The following is a 25,425-nucleotide window of genomic DNA, read 5'->3' as shown; positions in this document are numbered from 1 at the left end:
CATTCCGAACACCTCCTCTTGTCATTCCGAACGCAGTGAGGAATCTCGCGGGGTAAAGGGAAGAGATTCTTCGCTTCGCTCTGAATGACAAATCAATGGTTAATGGTCAATGGTTAATTGTTATGCCGGGTACACGCCGAATCATGTATTTAGAAAATAACCATTAACCATTGACCATTCATTTCGGCGTTCGTCCCTTGGGCCTCGGGCGGTGAGCCGACGGAGCAGCGAGCAGGGCGAAAGAAAATCAGGCTGTCCGAAGCGAAGCGAGTTACCTGATTTTCCGACCTGCAAGCGTCGCGAAGGCGTGTGAAGCGCACGAAGCCTTGACCTTTTGGTTACTTTTGGGTCAAGCCAAAAGTGACAAAAAGAGATTCATCGCTGACGCTCTGAATGACAAAAGACGGTGTCCCAAACGCAGAAGAACATCCCCCCAGCCCCCCTTCAAAGGGGGGAAGAGCGTAGCGAAGGGGGATGTTATCCCTTCAAAGGGAGAATTTGCAGGGCTGACCGCTCAAGCTATCGAAAGCCGCATCTTGCGGGGGGAGCGGCTATACCAGTCTTTCTTTGATCGCTTTGATTATGGCTTCCGATTTGGAGTTTACGGCCAGTTTGTGATAGATGCTGTGAATATGTGAACAGACCGTGCCGACGGAGATGTTACAGTTTTGCGCAATCATCTTATAGCTGTCTCCTGCGATCAGCCGTTTGAGTACGTCGAACTCACGTAGGGAGAGGTCGTAGGTGTTTTTATTCTTCTTATCGGGATGGGCGAAAAATTCGAGTACTTTGCGGGCAATCTCGCTCGACATGGGCGATCCGCCGTTAGCTAATTCGATGATCGATTCGATGATTTGTACGGCCGACATTTTCTTGAGCAGATAACCGGTCGCTCCTGCACACAGCGCATCGAAAATCTTTTCCCGGTCTTCGAACACGGTGAGCATCATAACATTGATTTCGGGATAGGCGTCCTTTACCAATCGTGTAGCCTCGATGCCTGAGAGGTAAGGCATGTCAATATCCATGATGATGATATCAGGACGTTCGTTCTCACAGTTTTTGAGGATATCAAGACAATCGCCCCATGCTCCTGCAAACTGCATCATTTCAGAACCTTTTATCAGGTATGTCAGACCTTCTCGCAATGCGTAGTTGTCTTCGTATACGGCTACTTTTATCTGCTTTTCCATTGTTTTTGGGGATTATGATATACTTCTGCAATATTACATCATTTCGGGCCGTTTGTCAATCATATAAATATATGATTTTTGCTTTTTTAACGGTTTGTTCTTGAATGGCGTGAAACCTTTTTGTTGACTCTACATCTCGTTGATTTGCAAACATATTCGGTGAATTTTATGATATTTGATTAGTCAGACGGAATTTATTGGGAGAGCGTCACGTTATTTTTACCGTGAGTTTGATGCTCGTTCCTTTTCCTGCTTCGGAGCGGATGCTCAATTTCCCTCCGATCTTCTCGGCACGAAACTTCATATTGGGCAGACCGCTCCGGTCATATTTTTTTGAGGGGTCAAAGCCTTTACCATTGTCGCTGATGACTAAGCGGAGAACGGAACGGGAAAAGGCAAATTCGATCAAGGCTTCGGTGCATTCGGAATATTTCATGAGGTTGTTCACAGCCTCTTTGGCAATCAGGAAAATATTGCGTCGTTTATCCATGACGATCGTTTGTGAATACAGGGCTTCGGGTGCCGTAATGCTGAAACGGATGTCTTTCGATTCGAAGAGTGGGATGGCATATTCGCGAAGACGAAGGATGAGGGTTCGAAATTCGTCGTTTGCGGGGAGGACGGACCAGATAATATCGTCCATGGACTCAAGCATATTTTGTGCGTTCGTCCCGATTTCGTGGAGCATGTCTCTGGTATAGGAACAGCTGTCATCTTCGGGGTGCTGTACCTGCAGCAGAGAACTCATGATGGAGATGCTGCTGAGGGTGGAGCCTATGTCGTCGTGCAAGTCGGAGGCGATTTTAAGCCGGATTCTTCTTTGTTTTTCCAGATGGTGGCGCCGGTTCAGGTAGATGGCTGCGATAATCGTTGCTACGGCGAGGAGTAGCATGGCGATAAACCACGGTGTTTCCCAAAAGGCCTGACGTATCTCGAAGCGGACCGTTCGGTTGTATCCGAGCCAGTTGCCTTTGTATGCCACGTCGACGATGAAGCGGTACTTCCCGGGAGGCAGGTTGGTGTAGCGCGCTTCGAGATTCTTCGTCGGCGGATTCCACTCCGACTCCAGCCCCTCGAGGCGATAGCGGTAACGTACTTGCTCGTATTCATTGAAGCAGACGGCGGTATAGCGGAAGGTGAGATTGTGCTGGTCGTCCATCGAAGAGAGGCGGAGCGGCACCTCGTCCTCCATTTTCCAGTCGAACGATTCACCGTTGACTAAGACATGTTCGATAAGCAGATTCACCACGTTCGACCGAGCCAGACTCTGCGCCTCCTTCGTCCATCCGGTGCCAACCTGATTGCCGGCAAAGACGTTGCCATAACCATCGATGTTAATCCGGTCGTCGCCTCCGAGGTTTTCGATCAATCCGTTTTGGGTGTCGGTCAACATAAACGATTCGTCATAGGGGTTGAAATAGAGCAATCCGTTGTTTACGATCCACAAGTTGCCTTCCCTGTCCTTGGTCATGTACCGTACGGAGAGGTCTTTCAGCCCGTCGTCAGTCTGGTACGTTCTGAACCGGAAGGTACCTTGTTGATTTTCTCTGATTCGGACCAAGCCCTGTCCTACGATGGTCATCCACATCGTGCCGGTGGTGTCTGTTACAATCGAGTAGGTCTCACCGGGTTTGATACCGGTCGCATACAGCTTGCAGGGAATCTCTTGCGAAAATGTTCCGGTTGGGGGGTCGAACGTGCAAAATCCCCGATGGTTTCCGATCCAGATGCGCCCGTATGAGTCTTCGGCAATCGCCCTGAAGTGCGTGCCGTCTATCAGCGAAGTCGAATCGCCCGGCACATGAAGGAAGCTACGTAGGTTGTTGCGCTGTGCATTGATACATGCGATTCCTCTTCTTCCAGTCCCTATCCATAGATTGTGCCGGCTATCCTCGAAAATCTTGTATATCGTCCGGCCGATAGCTTCCGGTTGCTTGCCGTCGGGCAACAGAAAACGTTTCAGTTGCCGGCTTTCCTGATCTACATACCACAAACCCCGCCGATACGTCCCAACCCAGAGGACTCCGCGATGGTCCTTAAAAATATCGTAAGTACTTAATTCCTCCCGCCGGTCGGTTTCCGTTTGCAGAAAATGCCACGAGTGAGTCCGGGCGCTCCAGTCAGCTATTCCGTAGCTTTGATGGACCATTCCGAAATAGTAATTCTCGGTTGTTTCGTCATGCCATACAGGCATGATCCACGAATAGCTGTATGGCATGTTCACACGGCGAAAGCGATTTTTTTTGCGGTTCTGCCTCCACAGGCCATCGTAGTTGGCTAACCACAGGGTGCTGTCGCGTTGCATGAATATGCTCATGCGGGGGTTCTTGAGAGCCTCACAATTCGATCTGCCTTCAAGCGGTTTCAGTTGTTGTTCGTTTTTGTCGAAAATAAAAAGCCCGCGATCCCAGTCGCATATCCAGAGCTCGTTTGCGTTTTTCTCCATAAAATCACTTACCGCCCATACGTTCGAGGTGGTTTCGAGGCGGTCGCCCGGTTTAGGATATGCCAGATTTTCCCATTGCTCAGTGGCCATGTCGAAACGGGGCATTCCGGATATCCAGCTCAATACCCAGAGGTAATTTCCTTCTTTTACAAACTTGTATACTCCCGGTTGCGAGTGCCGGGAGGTGGCTTGTGTATTGGGGTGGAGTTGGTGAAAGGCGCTCTTCTTTTTGTCGAAGCTGACCAGTCCGGCAACGGTCGCCAGCATCAGCCGGTTGCTGTCCATCGTATGAGAAACGATATCGTAAACCCGGTTGCCAAAGAGTGACTTTTCTTTCGTCACAGGGGGAAGAGGGTGATGGACGATGCCCGACAAATCCGGCTTCATACTGTATAACCCTTCCAGTCCCCCGATCCACAGGATTCCCGCCTCATCCTGATAAAAACAACTGACATAGCCGACCGGATTGCCCTCCGTATCGTTCGGCAGGTTGGTGATGCGATCTGTCCGGATGTCGATCAGTGAGACGCCGTGGGTCGTCCCTACACACAGCAAGGTGTCGCCCAGCATGTAAAGCGACCAGAGCTCGGTGTCGACAATCGATTTGTCATCGCCGGGCGTATGGCGGAAGATTTTGAAATCGTGTCCGTCGTACCTGAACAGGCCGTGTTTACCGGCCAGCCAGATAAAGCCTTGACGATCTTCCTGCAGGGCAATCACGTCGCGAATAGGAGTACCGCCCGGCAATTTTACCTCTTCGAAGAAATATTCCTCGGTTTTGGGATTCAGGGGTAAGGGAACAGGTTGGGCAGAAGCCGGGGAAACGAAGAATGACAAGAACCATAAAACGGTATACATGCAAAGAACGAGACGGAAACGGATTCCGTCGATAACAAACGCGCAGATGTGCAGAAGATATCGCATGTGCTCAATTCTTAGCTTGCCCGAAAAACAGCGCCTTACCCGATAAATGGAGAGTCTGACAGTTTCTCCGGCGTATTTGTTCTATTTGTGGCAAAGATAAGCTATTTTTTGTTTTCTGTTTTGTTTTGCAGGGATTTATTGAGATATACACATTTATAAATGCTCTTTTTTACGTTTTTCGTTTCCGTAAACCATTAAGGATTTAAAAGAAAAATGTTATTTTTGTACCCGGAACATACAATAAATAAATGAATCACAAGATTTATGGATGCTAAAATTCAGGAACTGACCGACAAAATCTATCGGGAAGGCGTGGAAAAAGGGAATGAAGAGGCCGGCCGTATTATTGCGCAAGCAAAGGCAGAAGAACAGAACATACTGCAGAGTGCTCGCGAAGAGGCGGAAGAGATCGTGGCCCAAGCCCGCAAAGAGGCGGCCGAATGGAAGAAAAATACGGTATCGGAGCTGAAAATGTTTGCATCGCAGGCTGTGGAAGCGTTGAAGAGCGAAGTCACGAATCTGATCACCGGTAAAGTGGCTTCCGAAAATGTGAAAGCCGCATCGACGGATGCGGACTTTATGAAAAAGATGATGCTCGAAATAGCCCGGGAATGGACGAAGAACGGTGCGATCTCCATTCAGACCTCCGATGCGAAAGCGCTGACATTGTACTTCCAAGCCAATGCCGTTGACCTGCTGAATCAAGGTGTCACCATCGAAGAAGTGAACGGACGGAAGACGTCCTTCTCCATTGCTCCGGCTGACGGTTCGTATAAGATCAGCTTTGGAGAAGAAGAATTTATCACCTATTTCAAGGAGTTTTTGCGCCCTCAACTCATTGATATCCTGTTCTGATGAGCAAATATTACTACCTAATCGCCGGGCTGCCCGATATTGCGCTCGATGATGGTAAGCGTATGTATACGGTGGCTGATTTCAAACACGAAGTCATGCCGATGTTGTCGGCAGGCGATCAAAAACGGTTTGTTTATTTTTTTCTCCGGTACGATAACCGGAATGTGTTGTCGTTTCTTCAGAAGAAAGAGATGCCGTGGGACGAACGGGGGAATATCCCGTACGAAGCCATTGAGCAGCTTTATCAGGCCTTGAGAGAAGATGAAACGCCACCTCGGTATGCGGCTGTTCCTGCATATATCCGGGACTTTATAAAAGAATATATAGTGGCGATGGAGAAAGGCGAAACGTCCGATATCCCCTGGGAAGACAGATTGTCGGCCCGTTATTACCGATATGCCATGGAGGTGAAAAACGATTTTATGGTTCAATGGTTCGAACTGAATCTGAATATCGGGAATATTTTGACTGCCATCAACTGCCGCAAGTACGATCTGGACAGGAAGCTGTTCTTGGTCGGTGACAATGAAGTGGCTGAAGTGTTGCGTACCTCCAATACACGCGATTTCGGACTGAGTGACACCATCGATTATCTTCCCGAATTACTCCGTATGACTGAAGAGACGAATCTGCTTATGCGTGAAAAAAAAATAGACCTTCTGAAATGGAACTGGCTCGAAGAACATACATTTTTTAAGACGTTCGATTTCGAGAGCGTCTTTGCTTACCTGTTGCGGGTCGAGATGATCGAACGCTGGACAGCGCTTGATAAGGCGGCGGGCGAAAAGACCTTCCGACAAACGGTGGAAACCATGAAAAAAGAGAGTGCCGGGGTATTGGACGAATTTAAAAGAAATAATACAAAATAAGATATGACGACGAAAGGTAGTGTAAGGGGAATCGTTTCGAACTTAGTGACTGTGGAGGTTGAAGGGGTTGTTTCCCAGAATGAAATCTGTTATATCACCGTCGGAGGTGTGAAGTTGATGTCCGAGGTTATTAAGGTCATCGGAAGAAATGCATATGTGCAAGTGTTTGAAAGTACGCGCGGTATGAAGGTCGGCGATGAGGCCGAGTTTATGGGGCATATGCTCGAGGTAACGCTGGGGCCGGGTATGCTCTCCCGCAATTATGACGGATTACAGAACGACCTCGACAAGATGACCGGGGTATTTCTCAAACGGGGCGAGTACACGTATCCGCTGAATGACGAGCGGCTTTGGGATTTTAAACCGTTGGCACATACGGGTGATACGGTAGAGGCCGGCTCGTGGCTCGGCGAAGTGGATGAAAACTCGCAGCCGCACCGTATCATGGTGCCCTTCACTTTCGAAGGAAAATATAAAGTAAAATCGGTGGTTCCCGAAGGACAATATCGGGTAACGCATACGATCGCTGTCGTGACCGATGAGGTGGGGCAAGATCATGACGTTACGATGATACAGAAATGGCCGGTAAAGAAGCCGATCGTTTGCTATAAAGAAAAGCCGCGCCCCTATAAGCTGCTTGAGACAGGCGTGCGTATCATCGATACGGTGAATCCGATCGTAGAAGGGGGGACGGGCTTTATTCCCGGCCCGTTCGGTACGGGAAAAACCGTGTTGCAGCACGCCATATCGAAGCAGGCCGAAGCCGATATCGTGATTATTGCAGCCTGTGGCGAACGTGCCAACGAGGTGGTGGAAATCTTCGTCGAATTTCCGGAGCTGATCGATCCGCATACGGGACGCAAGTTAATGGAGCGTACGATTATTATCGCGAATACGTCGAACATGCCTGTCGCCGCACGTGAAGCATCCGTTTACACGGCTATGACGATCGCCGAATATTACCGTTGCATGGGACTGAAAGTGCTGCTTATGGCTGACTCTACGTCGCGATGGGCGCAGGCGTTACGTGAGATGTCGAACCGGTTGGAAGAACTTCCCGGACCCGATGCTTTTCCGATGGACTTGTCTGCCATCGTAGCCAACTTCTACGCTCGTGCCGGGATGGTGGTGCTGAATAATCACCAAACCGGCTCCGTAACCTTTATCGGAACCGTATCGCCTGCCGGAGGAAACCTGAAAGAGCCGGTAACGGAAAATACGAAGAAAGTAGCCCGGTGCTTTTACGCCCTTGAGCAGGCGCGTGCCGACCGTAAACGTTATCCGGCCGTCAATCCGATCGACAGCTACTCGAAATATCTCGAATATCCGGAGTTCGGCGAATATATCTCAAAGCATATTTCGGACGACTGGATCGGCATGGTCAATGAAGTAAAAACGCGTATGTTGCGCGGAAAAGAAATCTCGGAACAAATCGATATTCTCGGTGACGATGGGGTTCCGGTCGATTATCACGTGACTTTCTGGAAATCGGAGCTGATCGACTTCGTCATCCTGCAACAGGATGCTTTCGATGCGATAGACTCCGTCTGTCCGCTCGAACGGCAGGAATACATGTTGAAAAGAGTCATCAATATCTGTCGCACCGACTTTGCTTTTGAAGACTTCCTGCAAGTCTCCGAATATTTCAAACGGATGATTAACCTCTTTAAGCAGATGAACTATGCGGAGTACAAGAGCGATAAGTTCTTCGAATATGACAGGCAGATAGAAGCATTGGTCGATGAAAAAAATAAAAAATAATCCATTATGGCAACAAAAGCATTTCAAAAGATATTTACGAAAATCACACAGATAACCAAGGCTACCTGCTCTCTGAAAGCCACAGGCGTAGGATATGACGAACTGGCTACGGTCGACGGGAAATTGGCGCAAGTCGTAAAGATGGTCAACGATGAAGTGACCCTGCAGGTGTTTTCCGGTACCGAGGGGATCCGTACCAATGCGGAGGTCGTATTTATGGGCAAAGCTCCTTCGCTGAAGGTGGGTGATCAGTTGGCCGGACGCTTTTTTAACGCATACGGAGATCCGGTAGACGGTGGTCCCGTTCCCGAAGGTCGTGAGGTTGAAATCGGTGGCCCTTCGGTGAACCCTGTACGACGTAAACAGCCGTCGGAACTGATCGCTACGGGGATTGCCGGTATTGACCTGAACAATACGCTCGTGACCGGACAGAAGATTCCGTTCTTTGCCGATCCTGACCAGCCCTTCAATCAGGTGATGGCGATGGTTGCCTTGCGTGCTCAGTCCGATAAAATCGTATTGGGAGGCATGGGAATGACAAACGACGACTATTTGTTCTTTAAAAATACGTTTAGCAATGCCGGAGCGCTCGACCGCATCGTCAGCTTTATCAACACGACGGAAGACCCTTCGGTAGAACGTATTCTGGTACCCGATATGGCACTGACGGCGGCCGAATATTTCGCAGTCGAAAAAAACGAGAAAGTCTTGGTGCTGCTCACCGACATGACGAACTATGCCGATGCGCTTTCCATCGTCTCGAACCGTATGGACCAGATTCCGTCGAAAGATTCCATGCCGGGATCGCTCTACTCCGATCTGGCGAAAATTTACGAAAAGGCGGTGCAGTTCCCCGAAGGCGGATCTATTACGATCATTGCCGTAACAACCCTTTCCGGAGGCGATATCACTCACGCTGTGCCGGACAATACGGGATACATCACCGAAGGACAGCTTTACTTGCGTCGTGACAGCGATGTGGGTAAGGTTATCGTCGATCCGTTCCGTTCACTGTCGCGTCTGAAACAGCTCGTTACCGGTAAAAAGACACGCGAGGATCATCCGCAGGTGATGAATGCCGCCGTACGTCTCTATGCCGATGCGGCTGATGCCAAGACGAAAATGGAGAACGGGTTCGATCTGACCGATTACGACGAACGTGCGCTGGCTTTCGCCAAAGATTATTCGGAGAGATTGCTGGCGATCGACGTGAATCTCGACACGACGGAAATGTTGGATGTGGCATGGACGCTGTTTGCGAAACACTTCAAACAGACGGAAGTCAACATCAAGCAGGAGCTGGTAGATAAGTATTGGCGCGATGCCCGTTGAGGCCTTGTGCAGGAGATGAACGAAAAACGATATGGCGATTAAATTTCAATACAACAAGACTTCGCTTCACACGCTCAATAAACAGTTGAAAGTGCGTGAACGTGCGCTCCCTACCATAAAAAGTAAGGAGAGCGCCTTGCGTATGGAGGTGAAGCGGACGAAGGATGAAATCGCGGTGCAGGAAGACCGGCTGGAAAAGGAAATCCGTACGTACGATTTCATGATGGCGCTTTGGAACGAGTTCAGACCGGAGCTGATTTCGGTGAAGAACGTCGGACTCTCTTCCAAGAAAATCGCCGGTGTATTGGTGCCGGTGCTGGACGGGATCGAGTTCGAGACGGCACAATACAGCCTGTTTAACATGCCATCGTGGTTTGCCGACGGGATCGAATTATTAAAGACACTGGCTACAACCGGTATCGAGGTGGAGTTTACTTACCTCAAACTGAATATGCTCGAACGTGCCCGACGTAAGACGACGCAGAAACTCAACTTGTTCGAAAAGGTACAGATCCCCGGCTATAAAGATGCCATCCGGAAGGTCAAACGGTTTATGGAAGACGAGGAAAGTCTCTCTAAATCATCGCAGAAAATCATGCGTAACAATCAGGAAAAGCGGAATGCGCAGAAAGAAAAGGAGGTAGAAGCATGATCGTAAAAATGAGCAAATACGCCTTTATGGTGTATCATAAGGAATACGACGAATTTCTTGAGCGATTGCGTGGTATGGGCGTGGTGCATATTCAGGAAAAACGTTCGGAGAAAGAGGATGAAGGTTTGCAACAGTTGCTGGCCGAACGAAAACGTTTGCGGAATGAACTGCGTTATCTGAAGCGAGTGCAGGAGGATGGGCTCAAAGAACTCAAGGATGAGGCCAAGAGCACGAAAAGCAAGCTGAAACCGGAGTTGGAGATCGCGCCCGAGCGACCCGTAACCGTGGAGGAAGGACGTATGTTGCTAAACCGTATTGAAGACTTGCGCAACCGTATCGAAAAGGCACAGGCTGCTGAACAAGCGGTGGAAAAAGATATGGCTGCCATGGCAGTTTGGGGCGAGTTTGACTATGCCAATCTCGATCGATTACACGATGCGGGCTATGAGGTAACATTCTTTTCATGTCCGGCATCTCGCTACGATGAAGCTTGGAGAGAGGCCTATAACGCTGTTCCGATCAGCGTAGTACAGTCGGTAGCGTATTTTGTCACGATTACACCTGTTGGAACGGTGTTGGAGATCGACGCTGAGCGAGTGAAGATGCCGGAAAAAGGGTTGAAAGACTTGCAGGCTGATTTTCTGGCACAACGACAGGAAAAGGCGGAACTGAACGAGGAGATGCTCCAAATCGCCACCAAGGACTACAAGACATTGGAGGCATACGACCGTTTGCTGTCGAACGAATATGCATGGGGCAATGCCAAGGTGCAGACAAACCGTGAGGCCGACGATCGACTGATGCTTCTCGAAGGGTGGATACCGGCAGCGCAGGAGCAGAGCCTTGAGGCCGAACTGGATCGAAATAACTACTATTTCCGGAAATTGGATATCACTCCTGAGGACAATATTCCGATAGATCTGGAAAATAATTGGTTCAGTCGGTTGTTTGAATCGATAAGCCGACTCTATATGCTGCCCAAATATAGTGAGTTGGATTTGACTCCTTTCTTCGCTCCTTTTTTTATGATCTTTTTCGGGCTCTGCCTGGGAGATTCCGGATACGGATTGTTTCTTCTTGTTGTAGCAACAGCTGTAAAGATGATAAAAGGGAAGACATTGAAACCGTCCATGAAGGGAATCTTATCATTAGTACAGTTGTTGGGGATGGCTACATTCCTCTGCGGACTGCTGACAGGAACTTTCTTCGGAGCCAATTTGTACGACTGGGGCATTCCTCTTTTTGATACCTTAAAAGAGAAGATTTATTTTGATAATAATAAGATGTTCTCTTTATCCTTGATATTGGGGGTTATCCAGATTATTTTCGGGATGTGTCTTAAGGCGGTGAACAAAGCCAAACAGTTTGGGTTTGTCTACAGTTTATCTACCGTTGGATGGATTATTCTGCTAGTCAGCATGGGGGGCGCTTTTTTATGGCCGCAGGCCATGCCGATGTTCGGGACGAATCACTTGATTGTTCTGAGTTTGGCGGGGCTCTTGATCTTCTTTGTCAATTCGCCCGGAAAGAATCTTCTGCTCAATGTCGGTCTTGGATTATGGGATACATACAATATGGCCACCGGCCTGCTCGGAGATGTGCTTTCTTATGTACGTTTGTTTGCATTGGGATTGTCGGGAGGCATTTTGGCCGGTGTATTCAATAGTTTGGCCGTCGGGATGAGCCCGGATCATGTTGTATTCGGTCCGGTAGTAATGGTGCTGATATTCGTTATCGGACATGCGATCAATATTTTTATGAACGTGTTAGGCGCACTTGTCCATCCCATGCGTCTTACCTTTGTGGAGTTTTTCAAAAATTCGGGTTATGAAGGAGGGGGACTGGAGTATAAGCCATTTAAAAAAATGAGGAACGAATAAACAAAAACGAATTCTTTAAAATAACTAATTCTTTAAATGTAATGGAAGCAAATTTATTGTTAGCTTATGTAGGCATCGCAGTAATGCTTATCTTGTCGGGAATCGGGAGTGCCTATGGGGTAACCATTGCCGGGAATGCGGCTGTGGGCGCATTGAAAAAAAATGACGGGGCCTTCGGAAACTTTATCGTGTTGACGGCTCTTCCCGGTACACAAGGATTGTACGGGTTTGCCGGATATTTCATGTTTCAGACCATCTTTGGGGTGTTGACGCCTCAGATCACGGCTTTCCAGGCTGCTGCCATATTCGGGGCCAGTTTATCGTTGGGATTTGTCGCGTTATTCTCGGCATTGCGCCAGGGAGGCGTATGTGCCAATGGGATTGCCGCAATCGGACAGGGACATAACGTGTTTACGAATACGCTGATCTTAGCGGTATTCCCCGAATTATATGCGATTGTGGCCTTGGCCGGTGTATATCTGATGGGGAGTGCAATTGTTTAATATGGGGTAACAAGTAGAGTGAAAAAACGAAAGAGCATGTCTTTTTGTTTTTTTACTGATAGTGCCCCTTTAACAATAGGAATGGGATGTGCCATGGATGTTTGAGGTATGGCACATCTCCTTCTCATTATATTTCTTTTGATATTTCAATGTGGTTTCTTTTTCTAATCTTAAGCGTAGGCATAAACCAATCTTTTATGATTCTATAGGGGCTCTAAATATGAAAAGAAATCGGATGAATAAAACCTGAAACATCTGTTGAATAAACTTTATGTTGTATCTTTGTGCCCTTGTTAAGAAGAATAGCTATGAATTATAAAGTTTTATTGATGTTGATCCTGGTAGTGATGCTGGGGGCGTGCAGTACACCTCGGAATGTCGCATACTTTCAGGGAATAGATGAATTGACGGCGAAGCAGCGGGAGCTGATGACGCAGACGTATAATCCGAAAATCTGTGCGGATGATCTGCTGACGATTAATGTGTCATCCAAAGATCCTTCGGTCGCAGCTCCTTATAATCCGCCCGCATATAGCTATTACATGCAGGGAGAACAGCAGGTTAATGCTGCCACCGTACAAAACGTATATACCTATCTGGTCGATAAGGAGGGGTATATCATCTTTCCGGAGTTGGGGCGTGTCCATTTGGCCGGTTTGACACTTCACGAAGCAAACGAGAAGTTGCAGGAGATGATTAAGGAAGGACTGCCGGAAGCGTTAGTCAATGTGCAGATTGTAAATTTCAAGGTAGCGATCATGGGAGAAGTCAATCGAACGAATGTTTATACGATCAAGAATAACCGGGTCTCGATACTGGACCTGATTGCCATGGCCGGCGATTTAACGATTAATGCCCGACGTGAGAACATTCTCCTGATTCGGGATAATGACGGTAAAAAAGAGATTATACGTTTGAATATTGCCGACCCGAATATTTTTGCTTCGCCTTATTTTTATCTGCAACAAAACGATGTTGTTTACGTAGAGCCGAATAAAGCAAAGAAGCGGAATGCCAATTTCAGCTCGGCACAACAATATACGTTGACGATGTTTTCTACCATACTTACCGCAGTATCGGTTATTACCACCATTGTAGTTGCTCTTAGAAGAAAATGAATGAACTTATGGAAAATAACGATGAAGTAATCGGATTGAAAGGAATTATTGTACGTTATCTGCGTCATTGGAAATTATTCCTGATTGTCTTTATTCTTTCTTTTATTCCGGCGATATTGTATTTGGTTTTTTATCCTCGTACCTATGAATTTAAAACACGCATTCAAATACAGGAAGAACAATCGTTGGGCGGAGCGAGTCTGGCGATGGGTGAAGCGGCCGGATTGATGAAGTCGTTCGGCATCGGCGGAGGATCAGCCGGGAGTATCAGTATTGATGATGAGATGTCGATTCTTTCGTCTAATCAGCTTTTCTGTAAGATGATTCTCGACATGGGGCTATATGCGGAATATACGAAGCCGTACTCTTTCTATAAGATGTATCAAGATGCACCGCTCGTCCTTACTCCAGACTCTGCAACGTTGGCCGCTTTGGACGATGAATACCGTTTCTCGGTGTCGGTCAACCCCGGGAAGATTAAGGTGAAAGTTGCGAACAGCGCGGATAGCCGGAAGTTTACATTCACATCGCTACCGGCCGAGATAACGATCGGGAGAAGCCATTTTGTGCTCGATTACAATAAGAATGCGAAAGAAAAAAATGAGTCCTTCGGTTTGAAAATACGTTGTATGCCACCCAGCTGGCTTGCCGAAGAAATGATCGACGGATTCCTTGTGGAAGATTATTCGAAGACTTCAAACATTATTGAGGTTACTTGTCGGGATCATGAAAAAGAACGTGGAAAAGACATGTTGACGACCCTGATTCGTGAATACAATAAGGATGCCGGATCATTCAGGCGAACGGAAAACATGAAACTTCTGACGTTTATCGATGGTCGGATTCACCATATCATGGCCGAACTGCAACAGGTCGAAGCCAATATCGAAGGGTATAAGACGAAAAACAGAATGACGCTTTTGGAGTCTGATGTGATGTTTTATGCCGAGCAGATGAAGGAATTACAGGTAAAGATCATCGAAGTCGAGGCTGAGTCGCAAGTGATAAAGATGATGGACGATTATATTAAAAATCCGAATAATAAGTATAATGTGATTCCTTCACTGCTGTCTGCCGATGGTGAAAAAGGAGGAGCGATTTCCGTTTATAATGAAGCCATCGTGGAGCGTAATCGTCTCTTGAAGAATTCGAATGAAAAGAACCCCGCCTTTCGGAGCGTGAGCGATCAGGTAGATAAACTGCGTGAAGGGGTGTATCAAATGATTGACAACTCGAAAAAAGGCTATCAGATCGTCTTGCAGGACTTGAAGGGAAAAGAGAAGCAATTGCTTGATAAAATGCGCAGTGTACCGGCTCTGGAGCGTGAATATGTGGATTTTAAGCGTCAACAGGAAATCCTTCAGGGGGTATATCTGATCCTTTTGCAAAAGCGCGAGGAGATAGAATTGGCTATCGGACAACAAACAGAGCGTGCCCGTGTAGTGGATAAGGCGTATATGCTGCAGAAGTCAGTAGGACCCCGTAAGTTGTACGCTGCGATTGCGATACTGGTCTTGACCTTGATCATCCCCGTAACATGGATAGAGTGCCGCGACATATATGCTTCCATAAAGGAAGAATATCGGCGTGGAGACAAGACGGATCAATGATGGTGTGAGCAATGAAGCAAAGAGGTGGGCTCGTAGGGCTTTTATTTGCTGCCTTTCTTCTGAATAGTTGTCATACGACGTATGTCGATATGGAGCAATCGATGGCGCATATTGCCGTGATTTCTCATGCCGGAGGTCCGTATGGGCCGCCGAACAGTCTGAAAGCCATTGAAGGTTCGATGAGGGCCGGGGTGGATGCGATAGAAATAGATATTCAAATGTCGAAAGATGGAGCATTAGTCGTTTTTCATGATGAATCAATCGACCGTTTGACTGATGGTTCGGGAAAGATCAAAGATTTGACATTGGATGAGCTCCAACAACATTCATTACGAAACTCAGACCGTTCTTTATCAACGGAGAGAATTCCGACTTTAGCAGCAGTGGTCGACCATGTAAATAAAAGGGTTCCGTTGATATTGGAAGTCAAAGATTATGAAAATACAAAGTTGCCATTCAAATTGGCAGAGTTGATCCGAGAAAAGGATTTGTATAAACATGTGGTGGTTATCTCATTCGGCTATAATTGTCTTAAGGCTATTCATGAAATTGACTCGACTATTACTTGCCAATACTTGTTGAACAGGAGAGAGCAGTTGGACGATTTGCTGGAGAATAAATTTATTTCGACCATCTTGATCGACTATAATTCGTTTGATGCAGAAATAGTTCGTAAGATACATCAAAAGAGAAAGAAGGTGATCACCTATACATTGAACTCACAGAAAATTATTCCGGCCGGTTTATATTCTATTGTGGATGGCATTATTACGGATGATCCCGAATTATGGATGGGGATCCGAATGAGAAATATGTTATATTACAAAACATCGGAATGAGTTTGTTAAGAGACTTTTTCAAATCATCAAGTCTTTATTTTTTAGGCAATGTGTTGACAAAGCTGATCGGTTTCCTTATGTTACCGGTTTTTACCGAATACCTTAATACTAACGAATACGGATATTATGATGTAGCAAATACGTATCTCAATTTGGTTATTTCATTTTTATTTCTCGATATCTACGTGGGTATTATGCGCTTTATCTACGATCAGAAGGAAACGGAAACAGCCTATAGACCTATATTTAACGGTTTTCTGATTTTTATGGTATCGCTGGTTCTATATACCATAATTTCTTGGGGGATATGGTTCTTCAATGACATTCCATATTTTATATATATCTACGGATATGGTATATGTTTGGTATTTAATAATTTATATGGGTATATGGCGCGTGCTTTTAAGAAGAATCTCTTATTTGCCGGATCAGGTATTGTAGCTACGCTGATTACGGCAATCATTAATTTTATAGGGTTGAAATATTTTCATGCGAACATAGAGATTTTGTATATTGCTGCGATGTTGGGGCTGCTTTCTCAGATTATTGTGATAGAGTGTCATGTGCCGGTACTCCGGAAACTTTCATTTTCTCTTTATGACCGGAAATTGTTCTTCAGTTTGTATAAATTTTCGTTGCCGTTATGCCTGAATTCTTTGGCTTTCTGGCTTCTTACCGGATATGGAAATGTAATGATTTCAAGGTTGTTAGGGTTGGAGCAGAATGGTGTTTATTCAATTGCGGTCAAATTTGCACTTGTCATTAACCTGGTTGCCATGTGTTTTAATATGGCTTGGCAGGAAGTTTCTTTCGAAAGAGGAAATGAAGACCGTACCTCTCTGGGCCTTTTCTACAGCAGAGCGATCAACCTGCTGATTTCTTTTTTATGTATCGGAATGTTGTGTCTGATTCATTTTTCTTATATCGTGTTTCCCTATATGATCGATAGTCAGTATGCCGAGGCTTTTTCGATTATCCCGTTGGCGATTCTTTCGGCCGGCATTGCGGTAGTAAGTAGCTTTATGGGACAAATCTATGCTGCGCTGAAAAAAACGAATGTGATTATGTATTCAACTGTTACGGCAGCCATTGTAAATATGATTTGTATGCCTTTGTTTATCTCTCGATGGGGAATTCACGGGGCAATTATGTCATTGATCCTTAGTTATTTGCTCAATGTGGTTATGCGATTTTTCTGGATACGAAGCATGGTGCATATACGGCTCAATTATCTATTTCTTGCTATCTTTGCCGTTGCGTTGATTGTTTCGGGATATATCTATTATCAGGGAGAAATGATGATCAATGTCTTGGGGATCATTCTTTTTTTCTGTTTCGGAGCGATCTATCAACGGGACTTCCTATATACGTTGTATCGAAAGATATATGGCCATACCCAATGAAAGAAAGAGCATGGATATTTCAGAGATAAATGCCGAAGGAACGCAACTCAGGAAGCATCAGCTTAAAATGTTGGAGATGCTGAAATATGTAGATAAACTATGTCGGAAGCATGATATTCCCTATTATCTATCGGGGGGGACCTTATTGGGAGCCGTGAGGCATCAGGGCTTTATTCCGTGGGACGATGATCTGGATATCATCTTGATGAAAAAAGATTTTCGACGCTTACTGAATGTGCTACGCAATGAGCCTTCTGTTGACTATGTGCTCCAGTGTCATCAAACAGACCCGTATTATATTGCTCCATATGCCAAACTTCGGATGAAGAATACACAGATTCGGGAATGGAATGAGAATGATATATATTATCGATACAGGGGAATATATATAGATATATTCTTTTTGGAACCGGCCGTACCGTTTTTCCATTATATTGCCAATCATTTGCAGAATATATTGATTCGTTTTGCCGGATTGAATCCGACAAGAAGAATAAAACCGATATTGACCGGGTCATTTTATATGTTACTCTATCGGTTTTTATTTCCCGTATTCAATATGTTTTCTCTTTTACTGAGAAGAGACTGGTTAAGTTATCCGTTAGGATCATTTTTTAATACACAGTTTGAAAAAGAATCGTATATTTGTTCCTCGACGAAGCATTTTGAGGATCGACTATTTCCGGTGCCTCTTAAATGGGATACTGTCTTAAGGGCTCAATACGGTGAATATCATATTCTTCCTGATTTGGATAAGATAGAATCTCATATTCAATCAATCAGCTTTTGAATAAATAAATGAAAAAGAATTTGTTAATTATACAGCATGTTTATCCCTTAGGACAAAATACAGGGGATAAAATACGAACGATGAATATGATTAAATCTTTAGATAATATAGGATTTAATGTTTATTTCATCGCGTTTTTTACCAGGGGATTGCGGCGTATATTCAAAGAAAAAGTAAGCTATCATGCTGCTTCTCGAAAAGTTTTCTATATTTACTCTCTGCCCAATCGGTTGTATTTGAATAAGCTGGCTGCATGGTTGCGTTCGCTGGCTGTTTGGATGGTGTGTAGATATTATAAAATAGATGTTATTCAGGCAGAATTAACGCACTCCGTTTCTTCTACAAAATTGGTGCCTGAAATACCGCTTGTCACAGATTTTCACGCAGATTTTGTTCCGGAGCTTGAGATGAGAAGTTTTTCAAATTATAATATCAACTGTGCCAAACAAGATAATATGTATGCCTTGAAGCGATCGGTACGAACGATTACCGTTTCTCAAAATCTGCATCGGAATCTATCGGTATATTGTGATTCTAATGCAGTCAATTATGTATTGCCCTGTAACTTTGATGCACAGCCATTTAGAGAGTTGCCATCCGATATTCGACAACGTATGAGACGTAAATATATGTTGGAGGATAGAATTGTTCTTTGTTATTCGGGAGGTTTGCATGTTTGGCAATGTATCGAAGAGACGATCACGATCATTTTACAATTGTACAGAAAAAATTCCCGTTATTTCTTCTGTTTATATACTTGTGATGATACCACGGAGGTAGAGTATAAATTGAGATCGATGAAAGGAAATTATATGATAAAAAAGTTGTCTAGATCGGAAGTTCCGGCGTATCTTTCACTGATTGATGCAGGTTTTGTTTTGCGTAAAGACAGTCCGGTGAATACGAATGCATCACCCACGAAGAGTGCTGAATACTTTGCTGCGGGAGCCATGGTGATTGCTTCACGATATGCGGGCGATGTACCGGATATGATACGTGACGCCGGACAGGGAATTATCTTGCCTTGTTTGTCATTGACGGATAAGGATATCGATCAATTGGATAAGGCGGTGACAACTTATTGCAGGGACTATGATTTCAATTCCAAGATCGTGAAAGATTATGTTTTTCAAAACCGGATATGGACATATAATGAAGAGAAATTAAGATCGTTATATCAGGATATCGGTCTCCTACCGGTGTGAGAGCGGGTATTCCGATAGCATTAAATATACATTATACGTTTGCCAGGCAATATGCTCCCAATTATAGGAGGTTAAATCATACGTGTGAGAGACAGGATTCTCTAATTTCTTTTCAATAGCTTCACTTAGCGCGAGGATGCCGTTTTTACTATAATGAAAATAGCAATCGGAAGGGAGATTGACAGCCTTATTAGCCGGTATGTCACTCACTAATACCGGGATCTGATAACTCATGGCTTCTAACAGCGTAAAAGGCAGTCCCTCATGTGATGAGGGAAGTACAAATAATGCGGCATGCGCATATAGCTGTTGTAAAGGATTGCCTTTAATCATGCCTGTCAGAATAACATGGTGTTTCTTTGCAATGGCCTTCAAAGATTTTGAATAATGGTTTTCGTGATCGGCATCTCCGGCAATTACCAACCGATAATCAGAAGCGTACGTCGTTTTTGCGTATGCAAGAATGAGTTTGTCGAAATTCTTTTCCTCGACAAAACGCCCGACCGCTAAAAGGTATTTTCTCGGTTTTAAGCCCAACTGACGAATGTAATCGGTTTCATTGATAGGAGTGGACGGTGGATTAACTCCATTGTATATGAGATGAGTATTCTCTCTGTGATACTTCGTTTTGAGGAGGTTTTGAATGACTGTTGAAATGACAATTACTTCATCGGCCCATCGGGCGACACAAAACTCTCCAAACCGTAAAACGAACTTGGCCAATCGTCCCCATTTCCGACGATCGTAATCGGGGCCGTGGTGGGTCGCAACGACCTTGAGCCCGAGTAATTTGGCAAAAGGAATGGCAATCGAAGGCCCAATTGCCTGAATATGGATGATGTCGGCTTTCGTCCGAAAGGCATACCAGACGCTTCTGAACGTATGAACGGCAGCCTCCAACCCTTGTCTTTTAGGCGTATTCAAATCTTTGAATTTTACGCCTTCATAAACGGTAAGGGGAGAAGCCTCTCTGACGAAAGGCTTCCGTCTGGTAACCGTCATGTCACATCCCAGTTTGACCAACCGGGGACATAACTCTTCGCAATGGGTTTCGACTCCTCCCTGTATGCGGGGAAACCCTCTCAGTCCGGTGACAACAATCTTCATAATCTCAGATCGCCTTGTGTTGGGTCCTGCCCCACATCATACCATTTACGCTCCAGACAAAGAGGTTGGTGAAGAAGACTCCGTACTTTATTCTTCAGCATCCATTTAAGCGGATGACGAATGTACTTTTTCATCACAGGGGAAGCAGTGCCAACCATCCAGCAGTTTTTTGGACAGCTGCGTACTTGAGCTCTTACTTTTTCTGCTTGCTCACTCTCCCAGATCTCTTTGAAGGAAGAGGCTTGCCGGATATTTCCCATACTCTCCATCCAGTACCGTTTCTCCAAGCCGTTGCATGGATAGACTTCGCCGTACGGGTCTACAAAGAAGTTGACTAAGCCGGCCTCACAAGGCAACATTCTTCGGTTTCCTTCAATATAGTTTATCAACCCATTATTGAAAAAGGCGCGTGCCCATGATTTCGGATGATTTTCTTTTAATTGCATGGCAATCAACTCTTCGAAGTCGGCGATTACTTTGTCCTTATTCGTGATCCGGTTATCGTATTTATGAAAATAGTAAGAGTTGTGAAACGCTGCCGTAGCAAATTCCATGCCCAGACTTTTCGACAGTCGATAGAGAGAAAGCATATCGGTCGAATTGTTGTTGCTGACCGTACAACCGAACCCGATGTCTTTCACTCCCATTTCTTTTAATAGAAGTAACGTACGCAGTCCACGGTCAAATCCTCCTGATTTTCCACGTAATTCGTCATTCTTCTGAGACAGTCCTTCAATACTGACCCTGATTCCGATGCGGGGATGTTTTTTTGCCAGATCGATGATTCGGTCTTCAAACCAGCCGGATGTAGAGATAACAACCCGTGGCGACTTCGTGAATAAAACCTTGACAATGGCTTCGAGGTCTTGCCTGACAAATGGCTCTCCTCCGGTGATATTTACAAATTTTACATGGGGCAGAATTTCCAATTCCTCCGGTTGAATCTCTTTTTTTACTTCGGTCGGATTATTCCAGATGTCGCACATCTTACATCGCATCGGACAACGATACGTCGTAATAATGCACATATCTGTAGGAGGATATATCTTAATAGCCATAAATTTTCATTAGTTTTACATAAAACGTTTCGGAAGAAAATTTATTTTGTGCGTCAATCGCTATTTTTTCAAAAGGGTAATCTTCCGTAAAATGCTCGAAGCAGTCAAGAATTTTGGCACGTAGCTCTTTGATACCTCCGGGGGGAAATAAATCCCCGTTTATTCCGACCTTAATCAACTCCGGTATGCCGCCTATCGTAGCGCCTAATACAGGTGTTCCCAAGCAAAGCGATTCAATCGCTCCATACGGATTATTTTCGTAGCAAAGCGATGGGATCACCGAGAAGCGAGCTTGTTGAATGAGCGGGAACAACTTCTCCTGTGGAAGGTATCCTAAAAACTCAATATGATCCGAGGGATATGTTTTACGGAAATCTTCCAATAATGGTCCTCCCCCGATCACTTTTAACGGATAGGGCAGCTCTTTTGCTGCTTCGAGCAGGATGCTTACACCTTTTTCCGTTGAGAGACGGCCCGCATAGCAATAGTACTCTTTTTTCTGATAACAAGGAGGTACTTGTTTATACATGAAATTGTGCAGCACTTCTATTTGCTTGTCCTGATAACCTGCGGCAACCATTTTCTCCTTTAAAAAAGAGCTGGGACTGATGAATCGGTCTGTGATGCGTTCCAGCTTGATACGATTCCAATATACGGCCTCCATCCATGCCAACAAGCTGGCTGCACGACTGTTTTTCATACATCGAACTCTAAAGACGTGGGCTTTGTTCTTGAAGCAAAGTTCGCAAGGCTTGTTCTCTCGTAAGCATAGATACGTAGGACAAATTAATTTATAATCGTGCATCGTCCAGACCACGCGAATACCTCTTTGATGGGCTGTCTGTGCAATGACCGGAGATAGATATGAGTGAATATTATGCAGGTGCACGATATCGGGTTGGAAGTCGGAAAGAAGCCGGTTGAATTTTTTGACCACCTGAGTGTCTGAAAATACCCGCTTGAGGGCTTTGACCTTTTGTGTAAGGCCGGCTTGGGAAAAACTGACTTCTTCAGGGAAATACTCTTCCCACGCTGTCGGGAGATTTTCGGCATAACGCATACTGAATACGGCCACTTCGTGCCCGTGTTTCTTTAATAACTCTTCTGTAGTGAGTACGGCCGTGCAGTCTCCACCCCTGAAATAGTAGAATTTATTGACTAAAAGTATCCGTGCCATATCATTTTACTTTTTCAAGGGGCGTCGTATTCAATTTATACTTGATATCTGAAAAGATTAATCCCAACAACATCATCATAAAGAAACCTCTATTGTGGGTTAAAGTGGCATCCGAGATGGACTCGATTAAAAAGAATGCGATAATGATGATGGCAATGACCGCTTCTTTCTGACATCCTTTACGAAAGGAAATAATGGCTTTATGCGTTAAATAATACCAGAACAGAAAGAAAAGAAACAGTCCGACAAGACCGAACTGGGCTAATGCCGGGTAATAGGTGTCAGCAATAAAACTGGGGTCAGCCTCATTTAGCCCATGCATACGCTCCATGCTGTATTTTGCGTATATCGGAGAATAATATTCTCCTGAAGCGTATGTCCCGTAAGAAGCAAAGCCTGAACCGAAAGGTATATAGTCTCTGAAGATACGTACAGAAAAATAATAAAGCGCCATGCGGGCATATAAATCTTCTACACCTCGTCCACCGCCGAAGCCTCCTGTAATAAAATACAGTTCAATTTTATCTTTGGCTACGACAGCGGTTACTATGATTGCAAAGAGTAAGAAAAGCGTGTTCTTTATATTGAATTTCATCTCAAACGATTTGTTGATATACAGCATTATAAGCGTACAGAGCGCCAAAAAACCGAAGAGTTTGGAACGTCCGGAGAATAAACCGATGGATAAGAGTAAGATAAAAATGAGTTTGTCTCTTTTCGTATAATCACTGAAATAGAGATACAAGAGGGCTAAAATGGATGTTGCAGTAGCGAAGCGGGAAGTGTGAGACAGAATGTTTAACATCAAGTCTTTTATAAACAAGTCTCCTGTTCCGATCAATAACAGGTACAGGCTGAATAAAATCGCCAACTGCCGTAGAATCTTCTTCTGATTCGCATTCAAGACAGGCCGCATGGAATACACACAGAAGAAAGCCAAATAAGGCTTGATCTGTATAACGAAATCCATCAGGATGGCTCGAGGACTATTGGAACCAATATACAGGGAGTAGACCAGATAGAACAGAAATATTCCCAAGATAAGCAGGAATATTTTATCAAATGCCCAATTCTTCGATCGAAGGACATTTATTCCGAATAAAATAAATAAAAGAAGTGCACAGATTTCATCAATATAGCTGAATCCGGCCATATTGAAAAGATCGTAGAAGATCACCCCCAAGACGAGCGTGAACATCATTAGCCTGAAAAAGTTTTTATTTATAAAGTCTTGTTGCATACGGTAATTTTCTATGTCGCTTTATCGGGATATTTTACTGAGGATGTTGTTCCCGTTTCTATGCAGTCTTCCCACAGAGGCTCTTTGGAGAGAAGTTCGTCGGGGATCGCCTGTATTCTTTTCGTGAGGCATTCATTCTGCCTCGGATTGCCTGCCAATAGGCCGAAAAACATCATCATAAAATATCCTTTATGACTGGTGAGTAACGAGTCGGAAATGTTTCCGATGAATAGGGTGCAAGCCAGAATCAGGACGATTACAAAGTACTGAAGATTCCCTTGCCGTTTATATTTCCATAAAGAAGTGCAGACGATATATGTCCAGAAAATCAGGTACAGGACGATGCCTGTAAGGCCGAACTGCACAAGCGACGGGTAATACGTATCACAAACGGAGTGCCAGTCTTGCGGGGCAAGTCCCGATACGGTATGAAGTCCGTATTCGGCATAGAGGGGAGAGTAATACAATCCGGAAGCATAGGTCGCGAAACTTGCCAATCCGCTACCGAATAGGGGAAAGTCTCGCCATACCTTCAGCGATGATTGGTATATGATGGCTTGTGGAGCTAAGGCCGAGAGACCGTCACCCTGTGCGTCTGATGGCAAAAGACAGCTTGTGAGCTGTATGTAGAAGATATACGTCGCAATTAAGATGATAACGCCTGTTGCAATTCCCGTCTTTATCCAAGATTTCAAAATACTGCGGCGGTTGAAGTAGAGAACAATACCGCATATCAGGAGGAAAAGAGCGATGAATCGCGGGGAGGCCAGCAGGCAGGCCGAGAGCATGAGCAGGAATGTCCGCCGTGCTGTTGTCGAGAAGTCGCTGCAATACAGATAAACGAGCGAGAGGGAGGCGACGGCTGCCACGAAGTTTTCAGGCCGATTCATAACAGACCGGTACACATCGGGCAGGAATAATCCATAGGCTCCGATAGGGAGGAAGAGCAACCAAAGCAGCAGGCATAACCGTGCCATTTGTTGTTTTTGCATGTCTGAAAGGGATGGCGCCAATTGCGAAACGATGAAGAAGGTGATGTAGGGCTTGAGTTGTATCAGAAAATCGAGCAGAAGGGCTTGCGGTTTGTTGTGTGAGAGATAGAAGGAGTAACCCAGATAAAGCAGCAGAACGGTCAATATGATGATGGCGGCGGGATGGAAATTCCGCTGTTTCGTAAGGTAAAGAAAGAGGCCGTAAAAGATCAGTAACAAGATACCGGACAACTCGACCGTGAATCCCAATGCTGCCGTATGATACAGCGACACTCCGAAAAATAACGTAAACGCAAATAAGTAGAAAAAATAATGATGCGCGATATTTCGTATAATACGTCTAACCTCCATGCCGATCCTTATTGGGTCGCAAAAATACGATGTTTTTTTCTAAATACTGAAAAAAGCAGCATCAAAAAAGGGGCAGTCCCGAAAAAAAACACTACTTTTACGCCCGTTTGAAAAAAATGA

The 25,425-nt window shown here is 45.2% G+C and carries 20 protein-coding genes; 13 read left to right on the top strand and 7 right to left on the bottom strand.

The window, feature by feature from the left end:
- Positions 1-551: 551 nt before the first annotated feature.
- A complete protein-coding gene (locus tag Tanf_RS05735; RefSeq protein WP_046825213.1) occupies positions 552-1,193 on the bottom strand; it encodes a response regulator in 642 nt (213 codons plus the stop codon).
- Positions 1,194-1,401: 208 nt separating this feature from the next.
- A complete protein-coding gene (locus Tanf_RS05730; RefSeq protein WP_046825212.1) occupies positions 1,402-4,563 on the bottom strand; it encodes a ligand-binding sensor domain-containing protein in 3,162 nt (1,053 codons plus the stop codon).
- A gap of 264 nt (positions 4,564-4,827) precedes the next feature.
- Between Tanf_RS05730 and Tanf_RS05725 the strand changes: the two genes are divergently transcribed.
- From Tanf_RS05725 to Tanf_RS05665, 13 genes are all read left to right on the top strand, one after another.
- Entirely contained in the window at positions 4,828-5,418 is a 591-nt protein-coding gene (locus Tanf_RS05725; protein WP_046825211.1) for an ATP synthase subunit E, read from the top strand.
- Entirely contained in the window at positions 5,418-6,287 is an 870-nt protein-coding gene (locus Tanf_RS05720) for a DUF2764 family protein (protein ID WP_046825210.1), read from the top strand. The genes Tanf_RS05725 and Tanf_RS05720 overlap by 1 nt, the downstream gene beginning before the upstream one ends.
- Positions 6,288-6,290: 3 nt before the next feature.
- Positions 6,291-8,048, top strand: a complete 1,758-nt coding sequence (locus Tanf_RS05715) for a V-type ATP synthase subunit A (RefSeq protein ID WP_046825209.1) — start codon at positions 6,291-6,293, stop codon at positions 8,046-8,048.
- A gap of 6 nt (positions 8,049-8,054) precedes the next feature.
- Positions 8,055-9,380: a V-type ATP synthase subunit B gene (locus tag Tanf_RS05710; RefSeq protein ID WP_046825208.1), complete on the top strand. Its 1,326-nt coding sequence runs from the start codon at positions 8,055-8,057 to the stop codon at positions 9,378-9,380.
- 31 nt (positions 9,381-9,411) lie between these two features.
- Complete coding sequence (locus Tanf_RS05705; RefSeq protein WP_046825207.1) at positions 9,412-10,032, top strand: V-type ATP synthase subunit D; 621 nt, start codon at positions 9,412-9,414, stop codon at positions 10,030-10,032.
- Positions 10,029-11,912, top strand: a complete 1,884-nt coding sequence (locus Tanf_RS05700) for a V-type ATP synthase subunit I (RefSeq protein ID WP_046825206.1) — start codon at positions 10,029-10,031, stop codon at positions 11,910-11,912. The genes Tanf_RS05705 and Tanf_RS05700 overlap by 4 nt, the downstream gene beginning before the upstream one ends.
- Positions 11,913-11,953: 41 nt before the next feature.
- The gene (locus tag Tanf_RS05695) at positions 11,954-12,415 is read left to right on the top strand and encodes an ATP synthase subunit C-like protein (protein WP_041590597.1); all 462 of its coding nucleotides are present in this window, start codon (positions 11,954-11,956) and stop codon (positions 12,413-12,415) included.
- Positions 12,416-12,723: 308 nt separating this feature from the next.
- Positions 12,724-13,533: a polysaccharide biosynthesis/export family protein gene (locus Tanf_RS05690; RefSeq protein WP_046825205.1), complete on the top strand. Its 810-nt coding sequence runs from the start codon at positions 12,724-12,726 to the stop codon at positions 13,531-13,533.
- Between the two features lie 8 nt (positions 13,534-13,541).
- Complete coding sequence (locus tag Tanf_RS05685) at positions 13,542-15,143, top strand: GumC family protein (RefSeq protein ID WP_014224004.1); 1,602 nt, start codon at positions 13,542-13,544, stop codon at positions 15,141-15,143.
- A gap of 11 nt (positions 15,144-15,154) precedes the next feature.
- Positions 15,155-15,982 (top strand): glycerophosphodiester phosphodiesterase, encoded by an 828-nt coding sequence (locus tag Tanf_RS05680; RefSeq protein WP_080948568.1) that lies wholly within the window; start codon positions 15,155-15,157, stop codon positions 15,980-15,982.
- Positions 15,979-17,385, top strand: coding sequence for a lipopolysaccharide biosynthesis protein (locus Tanf_RS05675; RefSeq protein ID WP_046825245.1), 1,407 nt, complete (start codon positions 15,979-15,981; stop codon positions 17,383-17,385). The genes Tanf_RS05680 and Tanf_RS05675 overlap by 4 nt, the downstream gene beginning before the upstream one ends.
- A 10-nt stretch (positions 17,386-17,395) precedes the next feature.
- Positions 17,396-18,175 carry a LicD family protein gene (locus Tanf_RS05670; RefSeq protein ID WP_046825244.1) on the top strand — a complete coding sequence of 260 codons (780 nt, stop codon included), beginning with the start codon at positions 17,396-17,398 and terminating at the stop codon, positions 18,173-18,175.
- A gap of 8 nt (positions 18,176-18,183) precedes the next feature.
- Positions 18,184-19,380: a glycosyltransferase family protein gene (locus Tanf_RS05665; protein WP_046825203.1), complete on the top strand. Its 1,197-nt coding sequence runs from the start codon at positions 18,184-18,186 to the stop codon at positions 19,378-19,380.
- Here the strand turns inward: Tanf_RS05665 and Tanf_RS05660 are convergent.
- Genes Tanf_RS05660 through Tanf_RS05640 form a run of 5 tightly spaced genes read right to left on the bottom strand, consistent with a single transcriptional unit; the run spans position 19,369 to position 25,305 of the window.
- Complete coding sequence (locus Tanf_RS05660; protein ID WP_046825202.1) at positions 19,369-20,487, bottom strand: glycosyltransferase family 4 protein; 1,119 nt, start codon at positions 20,485-20,487, stop codon at positions 19,369-19,371. The two genes, Tanf_RS05665 and Tanf_RS05660, sit on opposite strands and share 12 nt — an antisense overlap.
- Positions 20,484-21,545, bottom strand: coding sequence for a radical SAM protein (locus Tanf_RS05655; protein ID WP_046825201.1), 1,062 nt, complete (start codon positions 21,543-21,545; stop codon positions 20,484-20,486). Before Tanf_RS05655 ends, Tanf_RS05660 begins: the two co-directional genes overlap by 4 nt.
- A complete protein-coding gene (locus tag Tanf_RS05650; RefSeq protein WP_046825200.1) occupies positions 21,535-22,722 on the bottom strand; it encodes a glycosyltransferase in 1,188 nt (395 codons plus the stop codon). Before Tanf_RS05650 ends, Tanf_RS05655 begins: the two co-directional genes overlap by 11 nt.
- A gap of 1 nt (position 22,723) precedes the next feature.
- Positions 22,724-23,962, bottom strand: coding sequence for a hypothetical protein (locus tag Tanf_RS05645; RefSeq protein ID WP_046825199.1), 1,239 nt, complete (start codon positions 23,960-23,962; stop codon positions 22,724-22,726).
- 11 nt (positions 23,963-23,973) lie between these two features.
- Positions 23,974-25,305, bottom strand: a complete 1,332-nt coding sequence (locus Tanf_RS05640) for an O-antigen ligase family protein (protein ID WP_046825198.1) — start codon at positions 25,303-25,305, stop codon at positions 23,974-23,976.
- Positions 25,306-25,425 lie beyond the last annotated feature (120 nt).

Source organism: Tannerella forsythia (assembly GCF_001006485.1).
GTDB classification, from domain to species: Bacteria; Bacteroidota; Bacteroidia; order Bacteroidales; family Tannerellaceae; genus Tannerella; species Tannerella forsythia.
This window is presented reverse-complemented; position numbering and strand designations above follow the sequence as displayed.